The following is a 24,248-nucleotide window of genomic DNA, read 5'->3' as shown; positions in this document are numbered from 1 at the left end:
GTGTTTAAGCCGTCTTGGCCTTGATGTCGGCCCGATCGACGCTGCGGTTGATCCACCACTGCTGGAGCAGGCTGGTGGCACCGTTGACCGTCCAGTAGAGCACCAGGCCCGACGGGAAGAAGGCAAAGAAGACACCGAAGATCAGCGGCATCACCTTCATCATCTTGGCCTGCGTCGGATCCATGCCGGCGGTCGGCATCATGCGCTGCGTGAGCAGCGTGACCAGGAAGTAGAGCACCGGCAGCACGTAGAACGGATCCGGTGCCGAGAGATCGTGGATCCAGCCGAAGAACGGCGCCTGGCGCAGTTCGATGGATTCCGACAGCACGCGGAGCAGGCCGATGAAGATCGGGAAGGTGATCAGGATGGGCAGGCAGCCCGCCATCGGATTGACCTTCTCCTTCTTGTACAGCTCCATCATGGCCTGCTGCATCTTCATGCGATCGTCGCCATAGCGCTCCTTGAGCGCCTGGACGCGAGGCTGAAGCTTGCGCATGCGCGCGCCCGAACGGAACTGCGCGTCGGTGAGCTTGAACAGCGCGGCCTTGATCAGAAGCACGAGCAGGATGATCGCCACGCCCCAGTTGCCGCTGATCGCATGCAGCTGCGAGAGCAACCAGTGCAGCGGCTGCGCGATGATCGTGAGCCAGCCGTAGTTGGCCGTGAGTTCGAGGCCGGGCGCGATGACGTCGAGCGTGCCCTGGAGCTTCGGACCGACATAGAGGCGCGCGACGCTGTCGACGGCCTGGCCGGGCGCGACCGAGATCGACGGACCGAACGCGCGCACGAGGTAGCGCGGCGTCGTGGAATTCGGATCGATGATCGCGCTGCTGTACGTGACGCTCTGGTCCGCCGGCGGAATCCACGCGACGAAGAAGTAATGCTGCTGCATGCTCACCCAGCCGCCGGTGATCTGGCGGTTGACCGGCTTCTTCGCGAAGTCCGTGAACGGGAGCGATTCGAACTTGTTCTCCGGGCTGTACCACGCGGCGCCGAAGAAGCTGTGCTGCGCCGGATCGGTATAGGCCTTGAACCAATTGACCTTCTCGGCCGGCACGCGCTGCAGCTGCTGGTAGGCGTTGCCCGTCCAGGCGACGCCCGAACCGTTCTCGACGCGCTGGTCGAGATCGACGACGTAGTCGGTGCGTTTGAGCGTGTAACGCTTCGTCACCTTCACGCCCGAGGGATCGGTCCAGACCATGTCGAGGCTAACCGACTTCTCGCCATCGGCGAGCACGGCCTCGGTCTTTTCGGCGCGGAAGAGGGCGCGATGGTCGGGCGCGGCGCCCGTGTTGCTGACGAGGCCATCCTGCGCGGCGAAGTAGTGCTGCGCGCTGTCGTCGAGCAGCCGCGCCGGCGGCGGCGTCGGGTTTTTCTTGGTCGCCGGTTCGGCCGGGTAGGCGAGGAGTTCCGAGCGGACGATGCTGCCGCCGCGCGTGTCGATCGTCAGGCGGAGGACATCGTTCGACAGCGTGACCAGTTCGGCCTTGCCTTCGACCGGCGCCGTGCCTTCGTTCGGCACGCTCGCCGGAGCGGCGGCGCCCGGCACGCTGGTATCGGCGTTCGGCTTGGCGGCATCGGTCTGCGCGGCGGGCGTCGGGGCGGCCGGCTGGGGGCCGTAATCCTTCTCCCATTCGGTCCACAGCAGGTACGCCACGAACATGAGCGCGAAGAAGAGAAGCGTGCGCGTTTGATTCATTGCTTAGGCCAGATCCGAATGGCGCCCCGGCGCGGGACCGGGAAAGGCGGGAAGGTCGATGAGGTCAACGCGCGATTGTGCCGTCGGCACCGTCGCGCTTCAACGGCCGGATGCGGCGCAGGAGGGCGTCGAGCTCGGCCAGTAGCGCCGCGCCGGTCTCGTTCACCGCGCTGTCGCGGGCCATGACCAGGATGTCGACCGGCGGCAGGGCGGGGCGGGCACGACGAAATGCCTCACGCGCGAGTCGCTTGATCCGGTTCCGGTCGACGGCACGCTTGGAGCAACGCTTGGAGATCGCCAGGCCGAGCCGGGCGGTATCGCCGTCGTTGTTTCCGAAGCGCAAAAGAAAACAGCGGCCGCCGAGGCGACCGCTGACTGTTCGCAGGGCTGCGAAGTCGGCGGCGCGGCGTATCCGCGCATCGCGCGGCATGGCTGCGGCACGCACGACCGGCGAACCGCTTACGGGATCAGACGCTTGCGGCCCTTGGCGCGGCGGGCGTTGAGGATCTTGCGACCGTCGGCGGTGGCCATGCGGGCACGGAAGCCGTGCGTGCGGGCACGCTTGAGCTTGCTGGGCTGGTAAGTACGCTTCATGGCGCTTACATCCGGGTGAAGATGGAAAAAGGCCCAGAAGTATGCGTGACAATCCCGAGAACTGTCAACCGCTTGGCCAGAGAGGGAAGCGCCGCCCGCGGCGGCGGCGAATCGAAGGGCGGAAGACGGAACGCTGGTAGACTTCGTCGTCCACCCCGCGCGCACGCGCCCCTTCTGTGGCAAGAATACCCGATGAGTGATCTCTGGAGGCGCTGTCTCGAGCGTCTTGAAGGCGAACTGACGTCCGAAGACGTCCATACCTGGCTCATGCCGTTGCAGGCCAGGGAGGATGCGACCGGACTGTTCCTGTACGCGCCGAACCCCTATTCGCTGGACACCGTACGCGAGCAATACCTGGGCAAGATCCAGTCGATCGTCGAGCATCTGACGGGCCGCGCCCTGCCCGTCCGTCTCGAGGTCGGCTCGTCCGGACCGCGTCCGGCCCCCGCCCGCCCGGCGTCGGCCACCGCGCCGAGCCCGGCGCAGGCCGCGCCGCGCGTGGTCGAAGCCGCGCCCGAACCGCCGCACGTGCACAACCTCGATCCGCACTACACGTTCGAGACCTTCGTGGAAGGCAAGTCGAACCAGCTCGGCAAGGCCGCGGCGATGCAGGTCGCGATGAACCCTGGCCGCGCCTACAACCCGCTGTTGCTCTACGGCGGCACGGGCCTCGGCAAGACCCATCTCATGCACGCAGCGGGCAACATGCTGATGCAGAACAATCCGGGCGCCAAGGTGCTGTACCTGCGCTCGGAGCAGTTCGTCAGCGGCATGGTGAAGGCGCTGCAGCAGAAGAACATGGACGACTTCAAGCGGCGCTTCCGCTCGGTCGACGCGCTGCTGATCGACGACATCCAGTTCTTCGCCGGCAAGGACACCACGCAGGAAGAGTTCTTCCACACGTTCAATGCGCTGTTCGAAGCGAAGCAGCAGATCATCCTGACCTGCGACCGTTACCCGAAGGAACTCGACAAGCTCGAGCCGCGACTGAAGTCGCGCCTTGGCTGGGGTCTTTCCGTGGCCATCGAGCCGCCGGACTTCGAGACACGCGCGGCGATCCTCCTGTCGAAGGCGGCGGAGAAGGACATGGAAGTGTCCGAGGACGTGGCGATGCTGCTGGCCAAGCGCATCCGTTCCAACGTGCGCGACCTCGAGGGCGCGCTCAACACGCTCGCGGCCCGGGCCAACTTCTACCGCAAGCCGATCACGACGGATTTCGCCGAAGAGACGCTGCGCGACCTGCTCAACACGCATGCGCAGGCCGTCACGGTGCCCAACATCCAGAAGACGGTGGCCGACTACTACCAGGTGCGCCTGTCCGACCTGCTCTCCAAGCGCCGTGTGCGCTCGCTGGCGCGTCCCCGTCAGGTGGCCATGGCCCTGTCCAAGGAACTCACCGAGCACAGCCTGCCGGAGATCGGAGAGGCCTTCGGGGGCAGGGACCACACGACCGTGCTTCACGCGTGCCGGACGATCCGCGGTTTCTGTGAGAAAGACGTGCGGATGCGCCAGGACTGGGAGCAGCTCATCCGCATATTGACGGGCTGAGAAGCTGTGGATAATAGGTGGATGACCGGAGGATGGTTTCGAGGTCGAAAGTTATCCACAAGGCACCCACACGAAACCGCCTGTTCAAGCCAGTAGATATAAATTCGTAAACCGCTGAAATTCAAAGTGAAATACGAGTTTTCAAGATATCCACCGGCCTAACAACAACCACTAAATAAATCTTAAAAACATAAAAGCAGGAGTAGGGGACGCATGCAATTCAGCATCCAGAGGGAAGTACTGCTCAAACCTCTGCAGCAAGTGGTGGGCGTCGTCGAACGCCGCCAGACGCTGCCCGTGTTGGCCAACCTGCTGGTTCGCGCCTCCGGTAGCGAGGTCTCGTTCACCGGTACCGACCTCGAAGTCGAGATGATCGCCACCACCGCCGCCGACGGCGTGCAGGAAGGCGAGATCACGATTCCGGCGCGAAAGCTGTTCGACATCGTCCGCGCGCTGCCGGACGGCGCGAAGATCGACATCAAGTTGAATGGCGAACGCATCGCCCTCAACGCCGGCCGCAGCCGTTTCACGCTGGCGACCCTGCCCTCGAGCGAGTTCCCGACGATCGACGAGATCGAACTCGTGGAGCGCGTGACGCTGCCGGAAGAAGTCCTGCGCGACCTGATGGACCGCACGGCCTTCGCCATGGCCAATCAGGACGTCCGCTACTACCTCAACGGCATGCTGCTCGATCTCCAGGAGCACACGCTGCGTTGCGTCGCCACCGACGGTCATCGCCTGGCGCTGAAGGAAACCAAGCTCGAAAGCTCCGTTTCCGCACGCCGCCAGATCATCATTCCGCGCAAGGGCGTGAACGAGCTGATCGGTCTGTTCGAATCGGGCGAGGGCTCGGTGGAACTGGAGTTCGGCCGGAATCACCTGCGCGTTCGCCGCGGCGGCGTGGTGTTCACGTCCAAGCTGATCGACGGTCGGTTCCCGGACTACGAGGCGGTGATTCCGCTCGGCGCCGACAAGTCGGCCACCATCGAGCGAGACGTTCTGCGCAGCGCCCTGCAGCGCGCCGCGATTCTCTCGAACGAGAAGTATCGCGGCGTGAAGCTGGAACTGAGCCCGGGTCGCATCAAGATCGTCGCCCACAATCCGGAACAGGAAGAAGCCCAGGAAGAAGTCGAAGCCGAGACCGTGGTCGACGATCTCGCCGTCGGTTTCAACGTCGGCTACCTGCTGGACGCCCTCGGTGCGCTGCGCGGCGACAAGGTGCGTATCAATCTCCGCGATGCCCAGTCGAGCTGCCTCCTGCAGGAAGAGGGCAACGACGAGGCCCGTCACGTGGTGATGCCGCTTCGCCTCTGACGCATGGCACGTTAAAGTTCGGCCACGACGCCGGGGATGTCTTCGACACCCCGGCGTCTTTCGTTTGGGAACGGGAAAAACGGCGGGATGAAGTTCGAATCGTTGCGGATAAGCGGATTACGTTGCCTGGACGGCGTGTCTTTGACGCCGGCGCCGGGCATCAACGTGTTCGTTGGGCCCAACGGCGCCGGTAAGACCAGCGTGCTAGAGGCTGCCTACCTGCTTTCCCATGGCCGCTCGTTCCGCGCGGGATCGCGGGACGTACTCCTGAAGCGGGGCGCGACGACGCTTTCCGTGTTCGCCGAAGTCCGTACCGCTGACGAGCGAATTCGCCGGCTTGGCCTGGGGCGCGAGGGCGGGCGATGGCAGGCGCGTGTGGATGGCGATTCCGCGGCGTCGCTCGGTGCCTTGGTGCAGGAATGCGCGGTGGTCTGTTTCGAGCCGGGATCCCACGACCTTATCGCCGGCCCTTCGGACGAGCGCCGCCGGTACCTCGATTGGGGTTTGTTCCACGTGGAACATGCGTTCGTGAACCAGTGGCGCCGGTATCAACGGGCGCTGAAACAGCGTAACGCCGCCCTACGGCAAGGTGGGAGCGTCGACCCGGCGGTCCTGGCGCCCTGGGAAGCGGAACTGGCTCAGGCGGGCGAGGGGATCACCGCGTTTCGTCGCGGGTACCTCGAGCGTCTCATGCCTCATGTCCAGGGCTTCATGCGGAACGTCCTGCCGGAGCTCGGCGAGTTTTCGATTCGCTACAAGGCCGGGTGGGACGAGGCCAACGACCTAGCCACGACGCTTGCCGACCGGCGGGTGCGCGATCTCGGACGAGGGCACACCACGGTCGGCCCGCACCGGGCGGACTTCTCTGTGGCTTTCGAACAGGCGCCACTGAGGGAGCACCTCTCCCGCGGACAGGAAAAGCTATGCGCGCTCGCCTGCCTGCTCGGGCAGGCGTCGCTGCATGCCGAAATCCGCCGGGAATGGCCCGTCGTCTGCCTGGACGACCTTGCATCCGAGCTCGATCGGACCCATCAAGAATGGGTAGTCGCGCAACTTCTTGGCCGCGACGTCCAGGTCTTCGTGACGGGCACGGAGATCCCTTCCGCCCTTGTCGACCAGCCAGTGACTGTGTTCCACGTGGAACAAGGTCAGGTCAGGGGTTTGCTATAATCGACCGACTGTCCCGAAGCCATCCGCGCCGCATCGGGGCCGCATTCTGGCGCCATCACCAGGCATCGCATGAACGAACCTCTCGATCCGACCAACTCGAACGCCTACGACTCCGGCAGCATCAAGGTCCTCAAGGGCCTGGAAGCCGTTCGCAAGCGCCCCGGCATGTACATCGGCGACACCGACGACGGTACGGGCCTGCACCACATGGTGTTCGAGGTGGTCGATAACGCCATCGACGAAGCCCTGGCCGGTTATTGCGACTACGTCACCGTGACCATCCATCAGGACGGTTCGGCCAGCGTCGCCGACAATGGCCGCGGCATTCCCGTCGATACGCACCCGGAAGAGGGTAGGTCCACGGCGGAAGTCGTGATGACCGTGCTCCACGCGGGCGGCAAGTTCGATGCGAACTCCTACAAGGTCTCCGGCGGTCTGCACGGCGTCGGCGTGTCGGTGGTAAACGCCCTCAGCGAGAAGCTCTGGCTGACCATCTGGCGCGACGGCAAGGAATACCGTCAGGAATACGCCCACGGTGAGCCGGTGGCGCCGATCGCCGTCGCCGCCGACACGAACCGTCGCGGCACCATGGTGCGTTTCTCGCCCAGCCCGGCCACGTTCACCAACAACATCGAGTTCCACTACGACATCCTGGCGAAGCGCCTTCGCGAGCTGGCGTTCCTCAACTCCGGCGTCACCATCGAGCTGGTCGACGAGCGCAACGATCGCAAGGACATCTTCGCGTACGAAGGCGGCATCAAGTCGTTCGTGCAGCACCTTGCCCAGCTGAAGACCGCGCTGCACCCGACCGTCATCAGCTTCAGCTCGCAGACCGACGGCATCACCGTCGAGCTGGCGATGCAGTGGACGGACGCCTATCAGGAAACGATGTTCTGCTTCACGAACAACATTCCGCAGCGCGATGGCGGCACGCATCTCACGGGCTTCCGCGCCGCGCTGACGCGCACGCTGCAGAGCTACATCGAGAAGGAAGGCCTGGCGAAGAACGCCAAGGTGGGCCTGTCCGGCGACGACATGCGCGAAGGCATGATCGCCGTGCTCTCGGTGAAGGTGCCCGACCCGAAGTTCTCGTCGCAGACCAAGGACAAGCTGGTTTCCAGCGAGGTGAAGACGGCTGTCGAGCAGGTGGTCAACGACCGGCTGGCCGACTTCCTCCTGGAGCATCCGGCCGAAGCCAAGGCCATCGCCTCGAAGGCGGTCGACGCCGCGCGCGCCCGCGAGGCCGCCCGCAAGGCCCGCGAGATGACCCGCCGCAAGGGCGCGCTGGACATCGCGGGCCTGCCCGGCAAGCTCGCCGACTGCCAGGAGAAGGATCCCGCGCTTTCCGAACTCTTCCTGGTCGAGGGTGACTCCGCAGGCGGCTCGGCGAAGCAGGGCCGCAACCGTCGCACGCAGGCCGTGCTCCCGTTGAAGGGCAAGATCCTCAACGTGGAAAAGGCCCGCTTCGACAAGATGATCTCTTCCGCCGAAGTCGGCACGCTGATCACCGCGCTCGGCACGGGCATCGGCAAGGAGGAGTACAACCCCGACAAGCTGCGCTACCACCGCATCATCATCATGACCGATGCGGACGTGGACGGCTCGCACATCCGCACGCTGCTGCTCACGTTCTTCTACCGTCAGATGCCGGAGCTGATCGAGCGCGGCCACGTCTACATCGGCCTGCCGCCGTTGTACAAGGTGAAGCAGGGCAAGCAGGAGATGTACATCAAGGACGACGCCGTCCTGAACGAGTACCTGATCTCCAGCGCGGTCGACAATGCGACGCTCGTGCCGGAGGAGGGTGCGCCTTCCATCGACGGCGTGGCGCTCGAGAAGCTGCTTCGCGACTACCAGGGTGCCCTGGACCAGATCGCCCGCCTGAGCCATCGCTTCGACGTCGCGTCGCTCACGGCCATGATCGAGCACGCGCCGATGGTGGAAGGCCTGTGGACCGACGCGACAGGCATGCAGGCCTGGCTCGACGGCCTTGCCACGCGCCTCAGTGCCAGCGGCCTCGGCAAGCCGACGTACGCGCTTCGCTTCCGCCCGGCCCAGAACGAGCAGGGCGCGGCGATCGAGGTCGAGCGTATGCAGCATGGCCTCAGCCACACGTGGATCATGCCGCAGGCGTTCTTCACCGGCCTGGAGTTCCGCGCCATACTGTCGATCTCGCAGCAGCTCGCCGAACTCGGCCTGCAGCCGGGCGCCGTGGTTCGCCGCGGCAACGCCTCGCGCGGCGTGCTCAGCTTCGCCGACGTGCGCAACTGGCTGCTCGACGAAGCCAAGAAGGGCCGCACGATCCAGCGCTTCAAGGGCCTCGGCGAAATGAACCCGGAGCAGCTGTGGGAAACCACGGTCAATCCGGAGACGCGCCGCATGCTTCAGGTGGGCGTCGAAGACGCGGTCGCCGCGGACCAGATGTTCTCGATGCTGATGGGCGAGGCGGTCGAGCCCCGTCGCGATTTCATCGAATCGAACGCGCTCAAGGTCGCGAATCTCGACATCTGATCGATACGCCTGCGTATGGTGGTTGCACGCGATGCCCGGTCGGCGACGACCGGGCATTTTTTGTAGGGGATTACCCACACAGCGCACGTGGACGAAAACGGCGTTTTCAAGCCAACCTTCGGCCCATAAAACCGTCAGTGCCAACATTCTTCTAACAAGTCATTGTTTTGACGGTACTTTTTTCTTGCGCTGCGACTTGTTCTTAGGAATCGAATCGGGTTAACCTCTGTAGTCCCCCGGAGAGCCACTGTGTGTGCCGACTCCTACAACCGAGGTCTGTCAATGAAACAGCGTTCCTTCTCGAAGTTCGCGCTCGCTACCGCCATCGCGCTTTCCCTCGTCAGTGGCGTTGCGTCCGCACGCGATACGAAGTCCGCCGATAAGGACAAGAAGGAAGCGCTGTACCCGAACGCCACGCGTTCCGAGCCGAAGCTCGACCTCAAGAGCGAGAAGGACCAGAAGGCCATCCAGGAAGGTCTGGATGCCGCGAACAACGGTGAGAAGGACAAGGCCGTGCAGCTGCTCACGCCGCTCGCCGACGGCTCGGGCACCAGCAGCAAGTACGCGCAGGCTCTCGCGCTCCAGGGTCTCGCCAACCTCAAGTACAACGACGGCGACGTGAAGGGCGCCATCGTCGAACTGAAGAAGGCGCTCGACATCGGCGTGATGCCGAACGACACCTACTTCCAGCTGAAGTACATGTACACGCAGTTCCTCGTCGCCGACGAGCAGTACGCCGCCGCGCTGCAGTCGCTGCAGGAATGGCGCGCCGAAGGCAAGAAGGAAACGGCCGACTCGTACGGCCTCGAGGGCAACATCGATTACCGCCTCGAGAAGTACCCGGAAGCGATCGCCGCGATCGAGAAGGCGAAGTCGATGCCGGACGCGAAGCCGCAGGGTTCGTGGGACCAGATCCTCGCCGCCAGCTACTCGGAGACGGGCCAGGGCGACAAGGCCGCGGCGCTCGCCACCGAAGCGCTCGCCAAGAACCCGAACGACGCGACCACGCTGAACAACGCCGCCTCGTCGCTGATCCAGGCGCAGAAGTATCCCGAAGCGATCGCGCTGCTCGAGAAGGCGCGCAGCGCCGGTGCGTTCAAGGACGAGAAGCAGTACGTCAACCTCGCCAAGGTCTACCTGATCGACGGCCAGGAGCACACCGATCGCCAGGCCGCGAACGCGGGCAAGGCCGCCGCGGTGCTCAAGGAAGGCTTCGACAAGGGCGTCGTGCAGAAGTCGGCCGAGAACTACAACCTGCTGGGCGACTCGTACGTCACCGGCGACAACATGTCCAGCGCGCTCACCGCCTACCAGCAGGCCGCCGCGGTCGCCACGAACGGCGAGCCGGCGCTGAAGGTCGCGCGTGTGCAGCTACAGGAAAATCAGTACTCCGCGGCCAAGAAGTCCGCGACGGATGCCATCAGCAAGGGTGTGCAACATAAGGGTCAAGCCTACATGGTGCTCGCGGAAGCCGAGCGTGGTCTGAAGAACAAGCCGGGTGCCATCGACGCCATGAAGAAGGCGGCGCAGGATCCGGAAACGTCTGCCAAGGCCAACGCCTGGTTGAAAACCGCAGGTACCGGCAAGTAAGCGCTTGTAAAGCCCCGAAAGTAAGGTTTGTGCGACGCCATAAATCTTCCCTTCAGGTGCTATACAAACGCTATATGCTGGTGTAACTTGCTTATCTTTCCGCTTGCAGAAACCTGCGTTTTCGGCATTGTCAACCCGCCGAGCGCCGGAAGAGCAGTGCGGGCTCACTTCCGCTTGATTAGCTCTTGATAGTGACTGATGGCCTCAAGTAACGAATCAACCGGCCAAGCGCCGTTCAGTTGGGGGCGCACAAGTGCGTTGGCAGTAGCCATCGCGCTGCACTCGTTCGCCTTCCTGCTGCTGGTCGCGCCCATGGCGCCGCCCAAGACGCAGGAAAAGCAGAAAGAGAAGGTGGTGCAGGTCGACTTCATCGAACCGCCGCCCCCGCCCCCGCCTCCTCCGCCGCCGCCGCCGGAACCCCCGAAGCAGCCGCCGCCGAAAATCATTCAGCAGGTGAAGCCGCCGCCGACACCGCCGCCGCCGGCTCCGCCGCCGCCGGCTGTCGAAGAGGCGAGCACGAATGCCGTTCCGGCACCGCCGCCGGCGCCTCCCGCGCCGCCAGCACCGCCGGCCGACATCGCGCCCAGCGAGAATCTGTCGTACCGTCAGCGTAATCCGCCAAAGTATCCGCCGCAGGCGGTTCGCCAGCGGCATGAAGGTACGGTGGTACTTCTGGTCCTCGTGGGTGTCGACGGTTCGCCGAAGGACATCCAGGTCGACCAGTCGAGCGGTTTCCGCGAACTGGACAAGGCAGCGCAGGATGCGGCCAGGAACTGGCGATTCAACCCGGGCAAGCGAGGCGGTCAGGCCGTCGAAGGCTATGCACGTGTCCCCGTTACGTTCAACCTAAACCAGCTGTAAGTCCTCTCACTTACATCTCTGTTCACGCTTGACTTCCCAAGGGTAGCGTTATGTTGCAAGACACCTCCGCTCAGCCTGCTAATCCAGGTCAGAACTCGAATGCCGACGCCCTGAAGCAGATGGGCTTCGACCACCTCATCCACAACTTCGACTTCCTCGGTTGGATTGTGTTCGTGGTGCTGGTCGCGATGTCCGTGCTCTCGTGGTACTTCATCGTCGCCAACTTCATCCGTAACAGCCTCGTGCGTTCGCGCGCCGACAAGGTCATCCAGGGCTTCTGGAACACCTCGTCGACGCAGGAAGCCATTCGCATGCTCGAAGAGCAGCCGAAGGGCGAACCGTTCTCGAAGATCGCTCTCGATGCCGCTTCGGCCGTCGCTCACCACCAGCAGGCTGCTGGCGGTCGCCTCGCCGAGACGCTGTCGCGTTCGGAATTCATCGATCGCGCCCTGCGCCAGGCCGTCGCTCGCGAGAGCCTGCGTCTGGAAGGCGGCCTGACCCTGCTCGCCACGGTCGGTTCGTCGGCTCCGTTCATCGGTCTTCTCGGTACGGTGTGGGGTATCTACCACGCGCTTATCGGTATCGCCGCCTCGGGTTCCGCGTCGATGGACAAGGTTGCCGGTCCCGTCGGTGAAGCTCTGATCATGACCGCGTTCGGTCTGTTCACCGCTATCCCGGCCGTGCTCGCGTACAACTTCTTCATGCGCTCGAACCGCCTGACCTACGCCCAGTTCGACGAATTCGCGCACGACCTGCACGACTTCTTCGCCACCGGCGCCCGCGTCGAAGGCACCGCTCCGGTCGCCGTCGTCAAGAAGTAAGAGGAACTGACCCATGGCTATGAGCAGCGGGGGCAACTCCGGTGGTCCGATGTCGGAAATCAACGTCACGCCGCTCGTCGACGTGATGCTGGTTCTGCTGATCATCTTCATGATCACGGCGCCGCTGATGTCCCACAAGGTCCAGATCGATCTGCCGAAGGCTAATCCGAATGTTAAGGATGACACCCCGGTCGAACCGATGGATCTCGCGGTCAAGCCGGACGGTACGTACTTCCTCAATGACGGTGAAGTCAGCGAGGCTGAACTGAAGGCTCAGTTCGCGGTTGCGGCGGCGAAGTCGCCGCAGCCGGAACTCCAGATCCGTGCCGATCGCACCACCGAATACCGCGTGGTGAAGAAGATCCTTGGCGATGCCAAGGACGCCGGTATGGTCCACGTCGGCTTCATGTCGACCGGCAAGGAGTAAAGAACCATGGCATTCAGCTCAGGCAATTCCGGTGGCCCGATGTCGGACATCAACGTCACGCCGCTCGTCGACGTGATGCTGGTGCTCCTGATCATCTTCATGATCACGGCTCCGATGCTGTCGCATAAGATCAAGATCGATCTGCCGCAGCCGAACCCGAACATCGTCAACCCGGAAAATCCGCCGGATCCCGTCCGCCTGCAGATTCGCCAGGATGGCTCGCTGTACTGGAACGACACACCGGTCGACGAACTGGGCCTCAAGGCTCAGATCGCGGTGATCGCCCAGCAGTCGAACCAGCCGGAACTGCAGATCGACGCGGATGACGCGGTTCAGTACGAGGCAGTGGCTCGCGTGCTTTCCGACGCGAAGGGCCAGGGCCTGACCAAGATCGGTTTCGTCAACAACTGATCGCCCGGTCGTCCGGTAAAACCAGAAACCCCGCCTCTCGGCGGGGTTTTTTTTGGCGATACGTCGTCGCCAACCGTAGGAGCGCGCCCTGCGCGCGACAGCTTCTGGCGAGAGCGTAGCAGGGCCCGTTCGACTCTCCGCGAAAAGCTGTCGCGCGCAGGGCGCGCTCCTACTTCAGGATGTCGAGGTAGGCGCGTACCGTGTTTGCGAGGCCCTGATAGAGCGCCTCGCCGATCAACGCGTGCCCGATCGACACTTCGGCAAGGCCGGGGATCGCCGCCTTGAACGTTCCGAGGTTCGCCTGGCTCAGGTCGTGCCCCGCGTTCACGGCGAGCCCCGCCTGCTGTGCACGCTGCGCGGTTTCCGCGAACGATGCCAGTTCCTTGCGCGCATCGCCGCGGTGAAACGCTTCGGCATACGGCCCCGTGTAGAGCTCGATGCGCTGCACGCCGATCGCCTTCGCTTGCTCGAAGCCTTCGCCGCCGGCATCGACGAACACGCTGACGCGACAACCGATCTCGCGGAACGCTTCGACGACGGGCTTCAGCGTCTCGATATCCTTCGTGAGGTCGAAGCCGTGATCGGAAGTGATCTGTCCGTCGCCGTCGGGAACGAGCGTGACCTGCGTCGGACGTACTTCGCGGCAGAGCTCGAGCAGGCCGGGATACGCACCGCGCGCGGGTGCGAACGGGTTGCCTTCGATGTTGTATTCGACGCGCCCGCGCAGCAGGCCGGCGAGCGTCCGGACGTCCGTCGGCGTGACGTGTCGCATGTCGGGTCGCGGGTGCACGGTGAGGCCGCCGCAACCGGCGTCGATGCAGGTGTTCGCGGCTGTCGCGATATCCGGTTCGTTACCGCCGCGTGAGTTGCGCAGCACTGCGATCTTGTTGAGGTTGACGCTGAGTAGGGTCATCGACTGTCCATAAAAAAACGCACGCCACCATCGCGACGTGCGTAATGACTGTCGTCCCAGCATAACGCGCCACGTCCCTGTGGCGCAGCACTCCACGGCTCACTCCACACACGCCAACTTCGACCCGTTGGACCGGGAAAAGGTTCAAACCGGAAATGTGAAGACGCGGACGCGACGCGGCCCACCGCGCCATGCGACGGCGGACAGCAGGTCGTTACCGAGGTGGAGTGGCTGGATCTGCCACGCGGATGCCGGCGCGACGTCGCCGTCGAACGCGACCGGTGCGACCTCCGCCCCCTCGACGCTGAACGAAACGCGATGCAGACCGTAGGAAAGCCCGCCGCCGTGCGCCTTCAACACAGCCTCCTTGGCCGTCCACAAGGTGAGGAACCTCGCGAGGCGGGCGGAGTCCGGCAACGCCTCGAGCTCGGCCGTCTCAGTGCCGGCGAAGAATCGGCGTGCGAGTTCCACGGCCCGGGGTCGCGGCCGGACCGTCTCGACGTCGACGCCCACCTCGAAACCGGCGGGCCCTCGCCCGACGGCCAGCAGCGCGACGTCGCCGCTGTGGGACCAGTTGAAACCGAGCGTGTCGAACGGAGCCGGAAAACGCGGCTTGCCGTGCTCCCCGCGCTCGATGGCAGGCGCGCCGTTGCCGGCATACACGGCCAGAAGACGTGCGAACGCCGCCTCGCCCGCGCCGCCGGACCAGTTGGTGCGCCAGACGTGGATGTCGTTGTCGGTGAGGGGCGGGATCGTCGGGAGCGGATGTGCCATCCGGGCGATGCTGAGGCCAAACCGGGGGCGCGCGCAATCGTCGCTTGCTTGGTAAACCGGGCTCACTTATCGCCGATGCGATCGGCTCCCTCCCTTCGGTAGGCCGAGTGTCCGTACGACAGTAGAATGGACCCGAGGCTGAGGGGGGAACCGATTCGTGATCGCAGGCTGGCTCTTGCTGCTGGTGTCGCTGCTCTACGTGGGCATGCTGTTCGCGATCGCGTACTTCGGCGACCGCCGCCCGCTCTACCCTCGCCAGCCCAGGCTCCGGCCCGTGGTCTACAGCCTCGCGCTCGCCGTCTACTGTTCCTCGTGGACCTTCTACGGCGCCGTCGGCACCGCGGCGGTGTCCGGCCTGTCGTACCTGCCGATCTACCTCGGCCCACTGCTTCTTTTCGTGCTCGGCTTCGGCCTCATCGAGCGACTGGTACTCGTCGCGCGCGAACGCAACATCACGTCGATCGCCGACTTCATCGCCGCGCGTTTCGGCAAGTCGCACGGACTCGCCGCGCTCGTCGCGCTGATCGCCGTGATCGCGATCATTCCGTACATCGCGTTGCAGTTCAAAGCCGTCGCGATGTCGTTCAACGTGCTGGGCGCGGGCAACACGGCCTGGTGGTTCGGCGACACCGCGCTGTGGTGCGCCGGCCTGCTCGCCGTCTTCGCCATCCTCTTCGGCACGCGCACGATCGATGCCACCGAACACCACCACGGCATGATGCTCGCCGTCGCCGTCGAATCGCTGGTGAAGCTGCTCGCCTTCGTCGCCATCGGCGTGTACGCCTACCTGCACGGTCCGGGCATCGCGGAGACGATCCGCGCGCCGATGCTGCAGGTGGAGAAAGGCAGCATGCCGCCCGGCTTCGTCGCGCAGACGTTGCTGGCGTTCTGCGCAATGTTCTGCCTGCCGCGCCAGTTCCAGATCGGCGTCGTCGAATGCGAGGATCCGCGCGATCTTCGTCGCGCGCGCTGGTTCTTCCCCGTCTACATGGTGCTGATCTCCCTGGCGGTCCTGCCCATCGTCAGCGCGGGCATGGGCATTCCCGCCGTCGCGCGCGGGCACGTCGACGCGTGGGTGCTCAATCTTCCCGTCGCGCTCGGCGACAACGGCATCGCCCTGCTCGCCTTCGTCGGCGGCTTCTCGGCGGCCACCGGCATGGTGATCGTGGCGGCCGTGGCGCTGGCGACGATGATCAGCAACGACCTCGTGATGCCGATGTTGCTTCGCCTGAAAGGCCTCGACCTGGAGCGTCGCGGCGATCTGTCGAACATCGTGCTGCTCGTGCGTCGCATCGCCATCGTCGTGCTCGCCGGCCTCGCGTACATCTACTACCGGATCATCGCCGACGCCGAGAACCTCGCCGCCACCGGCCTGCTCTCCTTCGCGGCCGTCGCGCAGTTCGCACCCGCCATCGTGTCCGCACTCTACTGGCGAGGCGCCAGTCGCGTCGGCGTTTACGTCGGCCTGCTCGCCGGCTTCCTCGTCTGGGGTTACACGTTGCTGCTTCCCGCGATGACGCGCGCCGGATGGCTGCATACGCGGTGGATCGACGAAGGCCCGTTCGGGCTGGGTTGGCTCAAACCCACGGAGCTGTTCCACCTCACCGGCTGGGAGCCCGTGACGCACGGCACCTTCTGGTCGCTGCTGGCCAACGTCGGTTGCCTCGTATTCCTCTCCCTGCGTTTCCGCCCGAGCGTCGCGGAGCGCCTGCATGCCGCGCTGTTCGTCGACCCGTTCATGCGCAGCGCCACCGGCGCCGGCGACTGGCGCGGGCGCGTCACGGTGCGTGATCTGGGAACGATCGCAGGTCGCATCGTCGGTGATCGCGTGACGATGCGCGCGTTCAACGAATACGGACAGCGCCACGGCGTGACGCTCTCCCCCACCGACGCCGCGGACCGCCCGCTGATCCAGTTCACCGAACGCCTGCTCGCCAGTGCCGTGGGCGCGGCGAGCGCGCGACGCATCCTCATGGGCGCGCTATCGGGCACGGGGCTCGACATCGCCGAGGCGATGGCGCTGATGGACGAAGCCTCGCAGGAGCTTCGCTTCAACCGCGAGCTGCTGTCGACGACGCTCGAAAACGTCTCGCAGGGCATCAGCGTCGTGGACGGCGACATGCGCCTCGTCGCGTGGAACCGGCGCTACCTCGAGCTGTTCGACTATCCCGAAGGCATGGTGTACGTCGGGCTTCCGGTGGCCGATCTCATCCGCTGGAACGCCGAGCATGGCGAATGCGGACCTGGCGAAGTCGACGACCACGTCGCCAAGCGCATCCGCTACATGCGCGCCGGCTCCCCGCACGTGTTCCAGCGTGTGCGTCCCGACGGCACCGTGATCGAGATGCGCGGCCGCGCACTTCCTGGTGGCGGCTTCGTCACCACGTTCACCGACGTCACCGCGTACAAGTCGGTCGAGCAGGCGTTGATCGACGCGAACGAAACGCTCGAGCAGCGCGTCGAGGATCGCACCGCCGAACTGTCGGAAGCGCTCGACGCCACCGCGACGGCGCGTCGTGAAGCCGAGGCGGCGAACGCCTCGAAGACGCGTTTCCTCGCGGCCGCGAGCCACGATCTCCTGCAACCACTCAACGCGGCACGCCTGTTCACGTCGGCGCTACGCCAGCATCCGGGACTGGACAGCGAAGCGGCGCAGCTTGCCGAGCGCATCGACGCCTCGTTCCGCGCGGCGGAAGACCTGCTCGACGCCCTGCTCGACGTTTCCCGCCTCGACGCCGGCAGCTACCGTCCGGAAATCGCACCGTTCGCGCTCGCCGATCTGTTCGATTCGCTGCGTCAGCAGTTCGCGGTAGTCGCCGAGCAACGCGGTCTTACGCTGCACGTCGTGCCGTCGTCGCTGTCCGTGCGATCGGATGCGCAGCTGCTCCGGCGCATCGTCGCGAACTTCCTCTCCAACGCATTGCGCTATACGCGTTCCGGTGGCGTCGTGCTCGGCGTGCGTCGTCACGGCGCGCAGGTGCGTATCGAAGTGTGGGACAGCGGCCCCGGCATCGCAGACGAGCAGCAGGCTCGCATCTTCGGCGAGTTCCAGCGGCTGGAGCGTCCGTCGCCGTGGGGTGAGAAAGGCCTGGGCCTCGGGCTGTCGATCTGCGACCGTCTCGCCGGCATCCTGGGCCATCCGCTCGCGCTGCGTTCGCGGGTCGGCCGTGGAAGCGGTTTCAGCATCACGGTGCCACGTGCCGAGGCCGTGTCGCGCAAGCGTGCACCCGCGGTCGTCCGCCCGGGCGGCGAGCAGCTGCCGCTGACCGTGCTCTGCCTCGACAACGACGAGACGATCCTCGAGGGCATGCGCGCGCTGCTCGGACGCTGGGGCGTCGACTGCCGCGTGGCGATCGACGTCGAGGCGGCACTGGTGATCCTCTCTTCGACGCACGTGGACATGATCCTGGCCGACTATCACCTGGGCGACAGCATCGACGGTCTCGAGGCACTGCAGTACCTGGCGGACAAGGTTCCCGCCATGCCGCCGGCGGCGATGGTCACGGCCGACGGCAGCACGGAGCTGAAGCAGCGCGCGCGCGCGTTGGGTTATCCGCTGCTGCACAAACCCGTGCGTCCCGCGGCCCTGCGCGCGCTATTGGTGGCGCTCGCCAAGCGCAGCGGTACGCATGCCGCCTGAGCGGCACCACCCTCAACCCTCCTGCGACACCCCAGGAAACGTCTCCTTCTCCACATCGAGATGGCTCGCCGCAAGCGCCACCTGCGTGCGATTCGACACGCCCAGCTTGCGCATGATGGCCGTCATGTGCGCCTTCACCGTGGCTTCGGACACGCCGAGGTCGTAGGCGATCTGCTTGTTGAGCAGACCTTCGGCGATCATGTTCAGCACGCGGAACTGTTGCGGCGTGAGGGACGCGACACGCGCCGCGACCTGCGCCTCGTCCTCTTTCAGCTCCACGCTTCCGCCGACCAGCTGGTGCGGCAGCCACACGTCGCCATCGAGCACCGTGCGCACGGCCTCGACGATCTGCTCCACCGCGGCGGACTTCGGGATGTACGCCGATGCGCCGTGCGCGAGGGCACGCCGCGCGACGTGCCCTTCCTCGTGACCCGAGACGACGATGGTCGGCAACCCGGGATACTGGCCACGAATGTGCGCGAGCGCCGAGTAGCCCCGCGCGCCCGGCATGTGCAGGTCCATGAGCAGCAGATCGGCGTCGGGCAGAGACTCGATCAGGGCGAACAGCGCGGGCACGCTGTCCGCCGTATGCACGGTGGCACCCGGCACCGCCGCGAGCACCGCGCGCTGGAGCGCGTCGCGGAACAGCGGATGGTCATCGGCGATCAGGACGTCGGACATGGCTTATTTGATCAACCGCTCTTCCACGAGGTTCTTCACCACGCCCGGATCCGCCAGCGTCGACACGTCGCCGAGCTGGTCCGGCTGGTTCTCCGCGATCTTGCGCAGGATGCGGCGCATGATCTTTCCCGAACGCGTCTTCGGCAGGCCCGGCGCCCACTGCAGGTGATCCGGCGCCGCGATCGGGCCGATTTCCTTGCGCACGCCCGCGACCAGCTCCTTGCGCAGCTCGTCGCTGCCGGTCTCCCCCGCGTTCAGCGTCACGAACGCATAGATGCCCTGGCCCTTGATGTCGTGCGCGCAGCCGACCACCGCCGCCTCGGCGACCTTCGGATGCGCGACCAGCGCGCTCTCCACCTCGGCCGTGCCGATGCGGTGGCCCGACACGTTGATGACGTCGTCGACGCGGCCGGTGATCCAGTAGTAGCCATCCTCGTCGCGGCGCGCGCCGTCACCCGTGAAGTAGTTGCCCGGGTAGGTCTTGAAGTACGTGTCGATGAAGCGCTGGTGATCGCCGTAGACCGTGCGCATCTGGCCCGGCCACGAATCGGTGATGACGAGGTTGCCGCTCGCCGCGCCTTCCTGCGCCTTGCCGTTGGCGTCCACGATCGCGGGCACGATGCCGAAGAATGGCAGCGTCGCGGAACCGGGCTTGAGGTCGGTGGCGCCGGGCAACGGCGTGATGAGGAAGCCGCCGGTCTCCGTCTGCCACCACGTGTCGACGATCGGGCAGCGCTCCTCGCCCACGACGCGGTAATACCAGTTCCAGGCCTCCGGGTTGATGGGCTCGCCGACCGTGCCCAGCACACGCAGGGACTGGCGCGAGGTCTTCTTCACCGGCGCGTCGCCCTCGCGCATCAGCGCGCGGATGGCCGTGGGCGCCGTGTAGAACAGCGTGACCTTGTGCTTGTCGACCACCTGCCAGAAGCGGCTGAAATCCGGATAGTTCGGCACGCCGTCGAACATGACGACCGTCGCGCCGTTCGCCAGCGGGCCGTACACGACGTAGCTGTGGCCGGTGATCCAGCCCACATCGGCCGTGCACCAGTAGATGTCGTCCTCGCGCAGGTCGAAGGTCAGTTCGTGCGTCAGGCTCGTATAGACGAGGTAACCGCCGCTGGTATGCAGCACGCCCTTCGGCTGGCCGGTGGAGCCCGAGGTGTAGAGCGTGAACAGCGGATCCTCCGCGTTCATCGGCTCGGCGGCGCACGCCTCCGACTGCCCCTCCATCAGCGTGTGGTACCAGCGGTCGCGCGGCGACTGGAAGTGGATGGCGCCGCCGGTACGGCGCACGACGATCACCGTCTCCACGCTGTTCGTGCCGGGGCGCGAGAGCGACTCGTCGACATTGGCCTTGAGCGGGATCTTCTTGCCGCCACGGCAGCCCTCGTCGGCGGTGACGATGAGCTTGGCTTTCGAGTCGCCGATGCGGCTCGCGAGCGAATCCGGCGAGAACCCGCCGAACACGACGGAATGGATGGCGCCGATGCGCGCGCAGGCGAGCATCGCGACAGCGGCCTCGGGGATCATGGGCAGGTAGATCACCACGCGGTCGCCCTTCGTCACGCCGAGGTTCTTCAGCGTGTTGGCGAATTTGCAGACCTCGGTATGCAGCTGGCGGTAGGTCAGCGTGCGCGATTCGCCCGGATCGTCGCCCTCGAAGATGATCGCGGTCTTGTCGCCCCGCTTCTCCAGGTGACGGTCGAGGCAGTTGGCGGCCACGTTGAGCTTGCCGTCCTCGTACCAGCGGATGTGCAGGTCTTCCGGGTCGAACGAGACGTCCTTGATGCGCGTCGGCGGCTCGATCCAGTCCACCCGTTCGCTCATCTCTTTCCAGAACCCCTCCGGGTCCTTGATCGAGCGGGCGTACATCTTCTGGTAGTCGTCCTTGCCGATGCGCGCCCTGGCGGCGAAGGCGGGATCGACCGGGTGTAGATCGGACATGCTGGCTCCTGCGGTGCGTGTGTTTCGGCGTTGCCGAAAGAATGCGTCTGGCTATGGCTGGAGTTTAGCGTCGCGACGCAACATAAGGCTGTGCCGGTGGTACGACTTTGGTCGAGGTTAGACCTTTGGCGAATGGCAGCCCCAACGCCCCTGTCACATGCTCGGCTTGCCAATGGTTGGGGAGACCATGATGAAGACGATCCGTTCCGGTGGCCGCAAGGCCATCGCCCTGAGTGTCGCCTGTGCCCTGATGCTGCCGATGGCGGCGTTGCCGGACCTTGCCCACGCGCAATCGAAGTCGAAGAAATCCTCGAGCCGCGAGGCCGAGCTCGAATCCCGGGTCAATCAGCTCGAGCAGCAGCTCGCCGAGTTGAAGGCGATGATCCAGGAGCAGAAGGCCGCCACCACGCAGGCCACCGAGACCGCGCAGGCCGCGCAGACGCAGGTGCAGCAGACCGACGAGAAGGTCGCCCGGGTCGAGAAGACCGTGGCCGCCGTGCCGGCGAAGCCGACCTTCACCTCGGCGCCGGGCGTGTCCGTCGCGCTGCACGGCTTCATCAACGCGAACGCCTTCACGCAGAGCAAGGGTTACACGTACGGCAACGGCGCCAACGCGGAATACCCGATTCCCGGCCAGGGCGGACGCGTCAACGATTCGCTCAGCGGCGTCGACGTGCGTAACACGCGCTTCTGGCTCGACTTCACCGGCGCGAAGTTCACCGAGGCCTGGGCCGGAAGCGGCCGCATCGAGATGGACTTCTTCGGCGGCTTCAACGGCACGGGTCCGTACAGCCAGCAGCAGCCCACGCCCCGCCTCCGCCAGGCGTACATGGACCTGACCAACGCCGCGACCGGCACCACGTTCCGCGTCGGCCAGATGTGGGACCTCATCTTCCCGCTCGAATACCTGCCGCAATCGCTCTCGCACATCGCTTTCCCGCTCGGCTACGGCACCGGCGTCATCGGCTGGCGCTATCCCGGCGTGATCTGGATGCAGGATCTCAACCACGGTTCCGACGGCCCCGTGAAGTGGCGCTTCGACCTCGGCGCGTTCGAGGGCAGCTGGAACGGACCTGGCCTGACGACCAACTACCTCACGGCCGGCAACGCCGGATTCAAGCCACAGGTGGAAGCGCGCCTCACGGCCAAGGGCAAGACCTGGCAGGCGTTCGCCGTCGCGCACTACAGCAAGGTGGACCTGCACGGTGTGGACGGCGCGACCATCACGCCGATCAAGAGCAACATCAAGAGCACGGCGTACGAAGTGGGCGGCATGTGGATGCCGGGCAACTTCATCTTCAAGAGCGCGGTCTACACGGGCAACGCCATCGGCCAGCTGTTCGGCGACCTCTCGCAGTTCGGCGACATCAAGGACAAGGGCGGCTACCTGCAGGTGGGCTACAAGTTCACGCCGAACTGGAGCGCCTACGGCACTTTCGCCGCGAGCAATCCTGACGATCGCGACGTCCTTCGCTGGCGTGCGCCGAACACGGCGGGCCTGCTGAAGAACCGTCAGCAGGCGCTGAGCCTGCAGTACACCGCCGGTGCGTACGACTTCAGCATTGAATGGATCCACTCGAACCTCAACTCCTCCACGACCAACGGTCTGGGCAGGGAGAAGACGTCTGCCAACGAGTTCACGCTCAACGGCAACTATCGTTTCTGATCGGAGAGCTTTCATGGCAACGACCGTAGACGGCCTCCGCGCCGACGGTAATATCGGCACCAGCCACAAGCGCGTGATCTTCGCGTCTAGCCTGGGCACGGTGTTCGAGTGGTACGACTTCTATCTGTACGGCTCGCTCGCCGCGATCATCGGCAAGCAGTTCTTCACCGGCCTCAACGAGACCAGCCAGTTCATCTTCGCGCTCCTCGCGTTCGCCGCCGGCTTCGCCGTGCGACCGTTCGGCGCGATCGTGTTCGGGCGCGTCGGCGATCTGATCGGGCGCAAGTACACGTTCCTCGTCACCATCGTGATCATGGGTACCTCGACGTTCCTCGTCGGTGTGCTACCCGGTTATTCGACGATGGGCGTGGCGGCGCCAGTACTGTTGATCCTGTTGCGCCTGTTGCAGGGTCTCGCGCTGGGCGGTGAATACGGTGGCGCCGCGACCTACGTCGCGGAGCATGCGCCGCAGGGCAAGCGCGGCCTCTACACCAGCTTCATCCAGATCACCGCCACCTTCGGCCTGTTCCTGTCGTTGCTCGTCATCCTCGGCACGCGCCTGGGCCTCGGCACCGAGAGCTTCGAAGCGTGGGGCTGGCGCATTCCGTTCCTCATCTCCGCCGTGCTCGTCGGCGTGTCGGTCTACATCCGCATGCAGCTGCAGGAGTCGCCGGTCTTCAAGCAGATGAAGGCCGAAGGCAAGCAGTCGAAGGCGCCGCTGACCGAGGCGTTCGGCCAGTGGAAGAACCTCAAGCTCGTGATCCTGGCGCTGCTGGGCGCCACGGCGGGTCAGGCGGTCGTCTGGTACACGGGCCAGTTCTACTCGCTGTACTTCCTGACGCAGAGCCTGAAGATCGACGGCACTACCGCCAACCTGCTGATCGCCGCCGCGCTGCTCATCGGTACGCCGTTCTTCGTGTTCTTCGGCTGGCTGTCCGACCGCATCGGCCGCAAGACGGTGGTGCTCTCGGGCTGCCTGATCGCCGCGCTGACGATGTTCCCGATCTTCAAGGGCCTCACCCACTTCGGCAATCCGGCGGTCGAAGCCGCCGCGGCGTCGGCACCGGTCGTCGTCACGGCCGATCCGGATGCGTGTTCCTTCCAGTTCGATCCGGTCGGCAAGAAGACCTTCACCAGCTCGTGTGATGTCGCCAAGAGCGTGCTGGCGAAGAAGGGCATCCCGTACACCAACGCCGCGGCTCCCGCCGGCGCGCTGGCGACGGTGAAGGTGGGCGACGAGGTGATCGAGTCGTTCGAAGGCGGCAAGCTGGACAAGGCGGCATTCACCGCGGCGAACAAGGACTTCACGGCGAAGGTCGCCGCGCAGGTGAAGGCGGCGGGTTATCCCGAAAAAGCCGATCCGGCGCAGTCCAACTACCCGATGCTCGTCGTGCTGCTCGCGATCCTCGTGCTCTACGTCACGATGGTCTACGGCCCGATCGCCGCCTGGCTCGTGGAGATGTTCCCGACGCGCATTCGCTACACGTCGATGAGCCTCCCCTACCACATCGGCAACGGCTGGTTCGGCGGCTTCGTCCCGACGATCGGCTTCATGCTCGTGGCATGGAAGGGCGACATCTACTACGGCCTCTGGTACCCGGTCATCGTCGCGCTGATGACCTTCATCGTCGGCCTGTTCTTCGTCCGCGAAACCAAGGACATTCCGATCCAGGACTGATCGTAC

At 65.2% G+C, this 24,248-nt stretch carries 19 protein-coding genes; 12 read left to right on the top strand and 7 right to left on the bottom strand.

The genetic code is table 11. The features are described 5' to 3' along the window. Nucleotides 1–4 precede the first annotated feature (4 nt). From yidC to rpmH, 3 genes are all read right to left on the bottom strand, one after another. Nucleotides 5–1,699 carry a membrane protein insertase YidC gene (gene yidC, locus J2X58_RS14050; protein WP_310048946.1) on the bottom strand — a complete coding sequence of 565 codons (1,695 nt, stop codon included), beginning with the start codon at nucleotides 1,697–1,699 and terminating at the stop codon, nucleotides 5–7. Between the two features lie 64 nt (nucleotides 1,700–1,763). Further along, the gene (gene rnpA / locus J2X58_RS14045; protein ID WP_254779407.1) at nucleotides 1,764–2,144 is read right to left on the bottom strand and encodes a ribonuclease P protein component; all 381 of its coding nucleotides are present in this window, start codon (nucleotides 2,142–2,144) and stop codon (nucleotides 1,764–1,766) included. Nucleotides 2,145–2,158: 14 nt separating this feature from the next. Beyond that, on the bottom strand, nucleotides 2,159–2,293 hold the full coding sequence (gene rpmH / locus J2X58_RS14040; protein WP_045828244.1) for a 50S ribosomal protein L34: 135 nt from the start codon (nucleotides 2,291–2,293) through the stop codon (nucleotides 2,159–2,161). Between the two features lie 192 nt (nucleotides 2,294–2,485). On the opposite strand from rpmH, the gene dnaA reads away from it, so the two are divergent. The 9 genes from dnaA (at nucleotide 2,486) to J2X58_RS13995 (ending at nucleotide 12,946) form a co-directional block, all read left to right on the top strand. Further along, nucleotides 2,486–3,841, top strand: coding sequence for a chromosomal replication initiator protein DnaA (gene dnaA / locus J2X58_RS14035; RefSeq protein ID WP_090058076.1), 1,356 nt, complete (start codon nucleotides 2,486–2,488; stop codon nucleotides 3,839–3,841). A 213-nt stretch (nucleotides 3,842–4,054) separates the two neighbouring features. Further along, on the top strand, nucleotides 4,055–5,155 hold the full coding sequence (dnaN, locus tag J2X58_RS14030) for a DNA polymerase III subunit beta (protein ID WP_090058078.1): 1,101 nt from the start codon (nucleotides 4,055–4,057) through the stop codon (nucleotides 5,153–5,155). Nucleotides 5,156–5,242: 87 nt separating this feature from the next. Continuing rightward, complete coding sequence (gene recF, locus J2X58_RS14025) at nucleotides 5,243–6,325, top strand: DNA replication/repair protein RecF (RefSeq protein WP_310048939.1); 1,083 nt, start codon at nucleotides 5,243–5,245, stop codon at nucleotides 6,323–6,325. Between the two features lie 69 nt (nucleotides 6,326–6,394). Beyond that, nucleotides 6,395–8,836, top strand: a complete 2,442-nt coding sequence (gene gyrB / locus J2X58_RS14020) for a DNA topoisomerase (ATP-hydrolyzing) subunit B (protein WP_310048937.1) — start codon at nucleotides 6,395–6,397, stop codon at nucleotides 8,834–8,836. Nucleotides 8,837–9,118: 282 nt separating this feature from the next. After that, on the top strand, nucleotides 9,119–10,426 hold the full coding sequence (locus tag J2X58_RS14015) for a tetratricopeptide repeat protein (RefSeq protein WP_090175031.1): 1,308 nt from the start codon (nucleotides 9,119–9,121) through the stop codon (nucleotides 10,424–10,426). A gap of 198 nt (nucleotides 10,427–10,624) precedes the next feature. Beyond that, entirely contained in the window at nucleotides 10,625–11,287 is a 663-nt protein-coding gene (locus J2X58_RS14010) for an energy transducer TonB (protein ID WP_029213930.1), read from the top strand. A 50-nt stretch (nucleotides 11,288–11,337) separates the two neighbouring features. Next, nucleotides 11,338–12,108: a MotA/TolQ/ExbB proton channel family protein gene (locus J2X58_RS14005; protein WP_049808741.1), complete on the top strand. Its 771-nt coding sequence runs from the start codon at nucleotides 11,338–11,340 to the stop codon at nucleotides 12,106–12,108. Nucleotides 12,109–12,121: 13 nt separating this feature from the next. Continuing rightward, nucleotides 12,122–12,535: a biopolymer transporter ExbD gene (locus J2X58_RS14000; protein WP_090058085.1), complete on the top strand. Its 414-nt coding sequence runs from the start codon at nucleotides 12,122–12,124 to the stop codon at nucleotides 12,533–12,535. 6 nt (nucleotides 12,536–12,541) lie between these two features. Continuing rightward, entirely contained in the window at nucleotides 12,542–12,946 is a 405-nt protein-coding gene (locus J2X58_RS13995; protein ID WP_090058087.1) for a biopolymer transporter ExbD, read from the top strand. A gap of 169 nt (nucleotides 12,947–13,115) precedes the next feature. On the opposite strand, the gene J2X58_RS13990 is transcribed toward J2X58_RS13995, so the two are convergent. Both J2X58_RS13990 and J2X58_RS13985 read right to left on the bottom strand, forming a co-directional pair. Continuing rightward, on the bottom strand, nucleotides 13,116–13,859 hold the full coding sequence (locus J2X58_RS13990) for a pyridoxine 5'-phosphate synthase (protein WP_090175030.1): 744 nt from the start codon (nucleotides 13,857–13,859) through the stop codon (nucleotides 13,116–13,118). Between the two features lie 144 nt (nucleotides 13,860–14,003). Continuing rightward, nucleotides 14,004–14,633 carry a 4'-phosphopantetheinyl transferase superfamily protein gene (locus tag J2X58_RS13985; RefSeq protein WP_310048930.1) on the bottom strand — a complete coding sequence of 210 codons (630 nt, stop codon included), beginning with the start codon at nucleotides 14,631–14,633 and terminating at the stop codon, nucleotides 14,004–14,006. A gap of 157 nt (nucleotides 14,634–14,790) precedes the next feature. Between J2X58_RS13985 and J2X58_RS13980 the strand changes: the two genes are divergently transcribed. After that, on the top strand, nucleotides 14,791–18,273 hold the full coding sequence (locus J2X58_RS13980; protein WP_177191041.1) for a PAS domain-containing hybrid sensor histidine kinase/response regulator: 3,483 nt from the start codon (nucleotides 14,791–14,793) through the stop codon (nucleotides 18,271–18,273). Between the two features lie 12 nt (nucleotides 18,274–18,285). Here J2X58_RS13980 and J2X58_RS13975 read toward each other — a convergent pair whose 3' ends face one another. Both J2X58_RS13975 and acs read right to left on the bottom strand, forming a co-directional pair. Then, nucleotides 18,286–18,954 (bottom strand): response regulator transcription factor, encoded by a 669-nt coding sequence (locus tag J2X58_RS13975; RefSeq protein ID WP_090175028.1) that lies wholly within the window; start codon nucleotides 18,952–18,954, stop codon nucleotides 18,286–18,288. Nucleotides 18,955–18,957: 3 nt separating this feature from the next. Continuing rightward, nucleotides 18,958–20,898, bottom strand: coding sequence for an acetate--CoA ligase (gene acs, locus J2X58_RS13970; RefSeq protein ID WP_310048927.1), 1,941 nt, complete (start codon nucleotides 20,896–20,898; stop codon nucleotides 18,958–18,960). Nucleotides 20,899–21,088: 190 nt separating this feature from the next. On the opposite strand from acs, the gene J2X58_RS13965 reads away from it, so the two are divergent. Beyond that, a complete protein-coding gene (locus J2X58_RS13965) occupies nucleotides 21,089–22,564 on the top strand; it encodes a hypothetical protein (protein WP_310048926.1) in 1,476 nt (491 codons plus the stop codon). 13 nt (nucleotides 22,565–22,577) lie between these two features. Then, complete coding sequence (locus tag J2X58_RS13960) at nucleotides 22,578–24,242, top strand: MFS transporter (RefSeq protein ID WP_090058098.1); 1,665 nt, start codon at nucleotides 22,578–22,580, stop codon at nucleotides 24,240–24,242. The last annotated feature ends 6 nt before the right edge of the window (nucleotides 24,243–24,248 follow it).

This window comes from Luteibacter sp. 3190, assembly GCF_031456385.1.
Lineage (GTDB): Bacteria > Pseudomonadota > Gammaproteobacteria > Xanthomonadales > Rhodanobacteraceae > Luteibacter.
The sequence above is the reverse complement of the archived record's forward strand: the minus strand, read 5'-3'. Positions and strand labels throughout refer to the sequence as shown.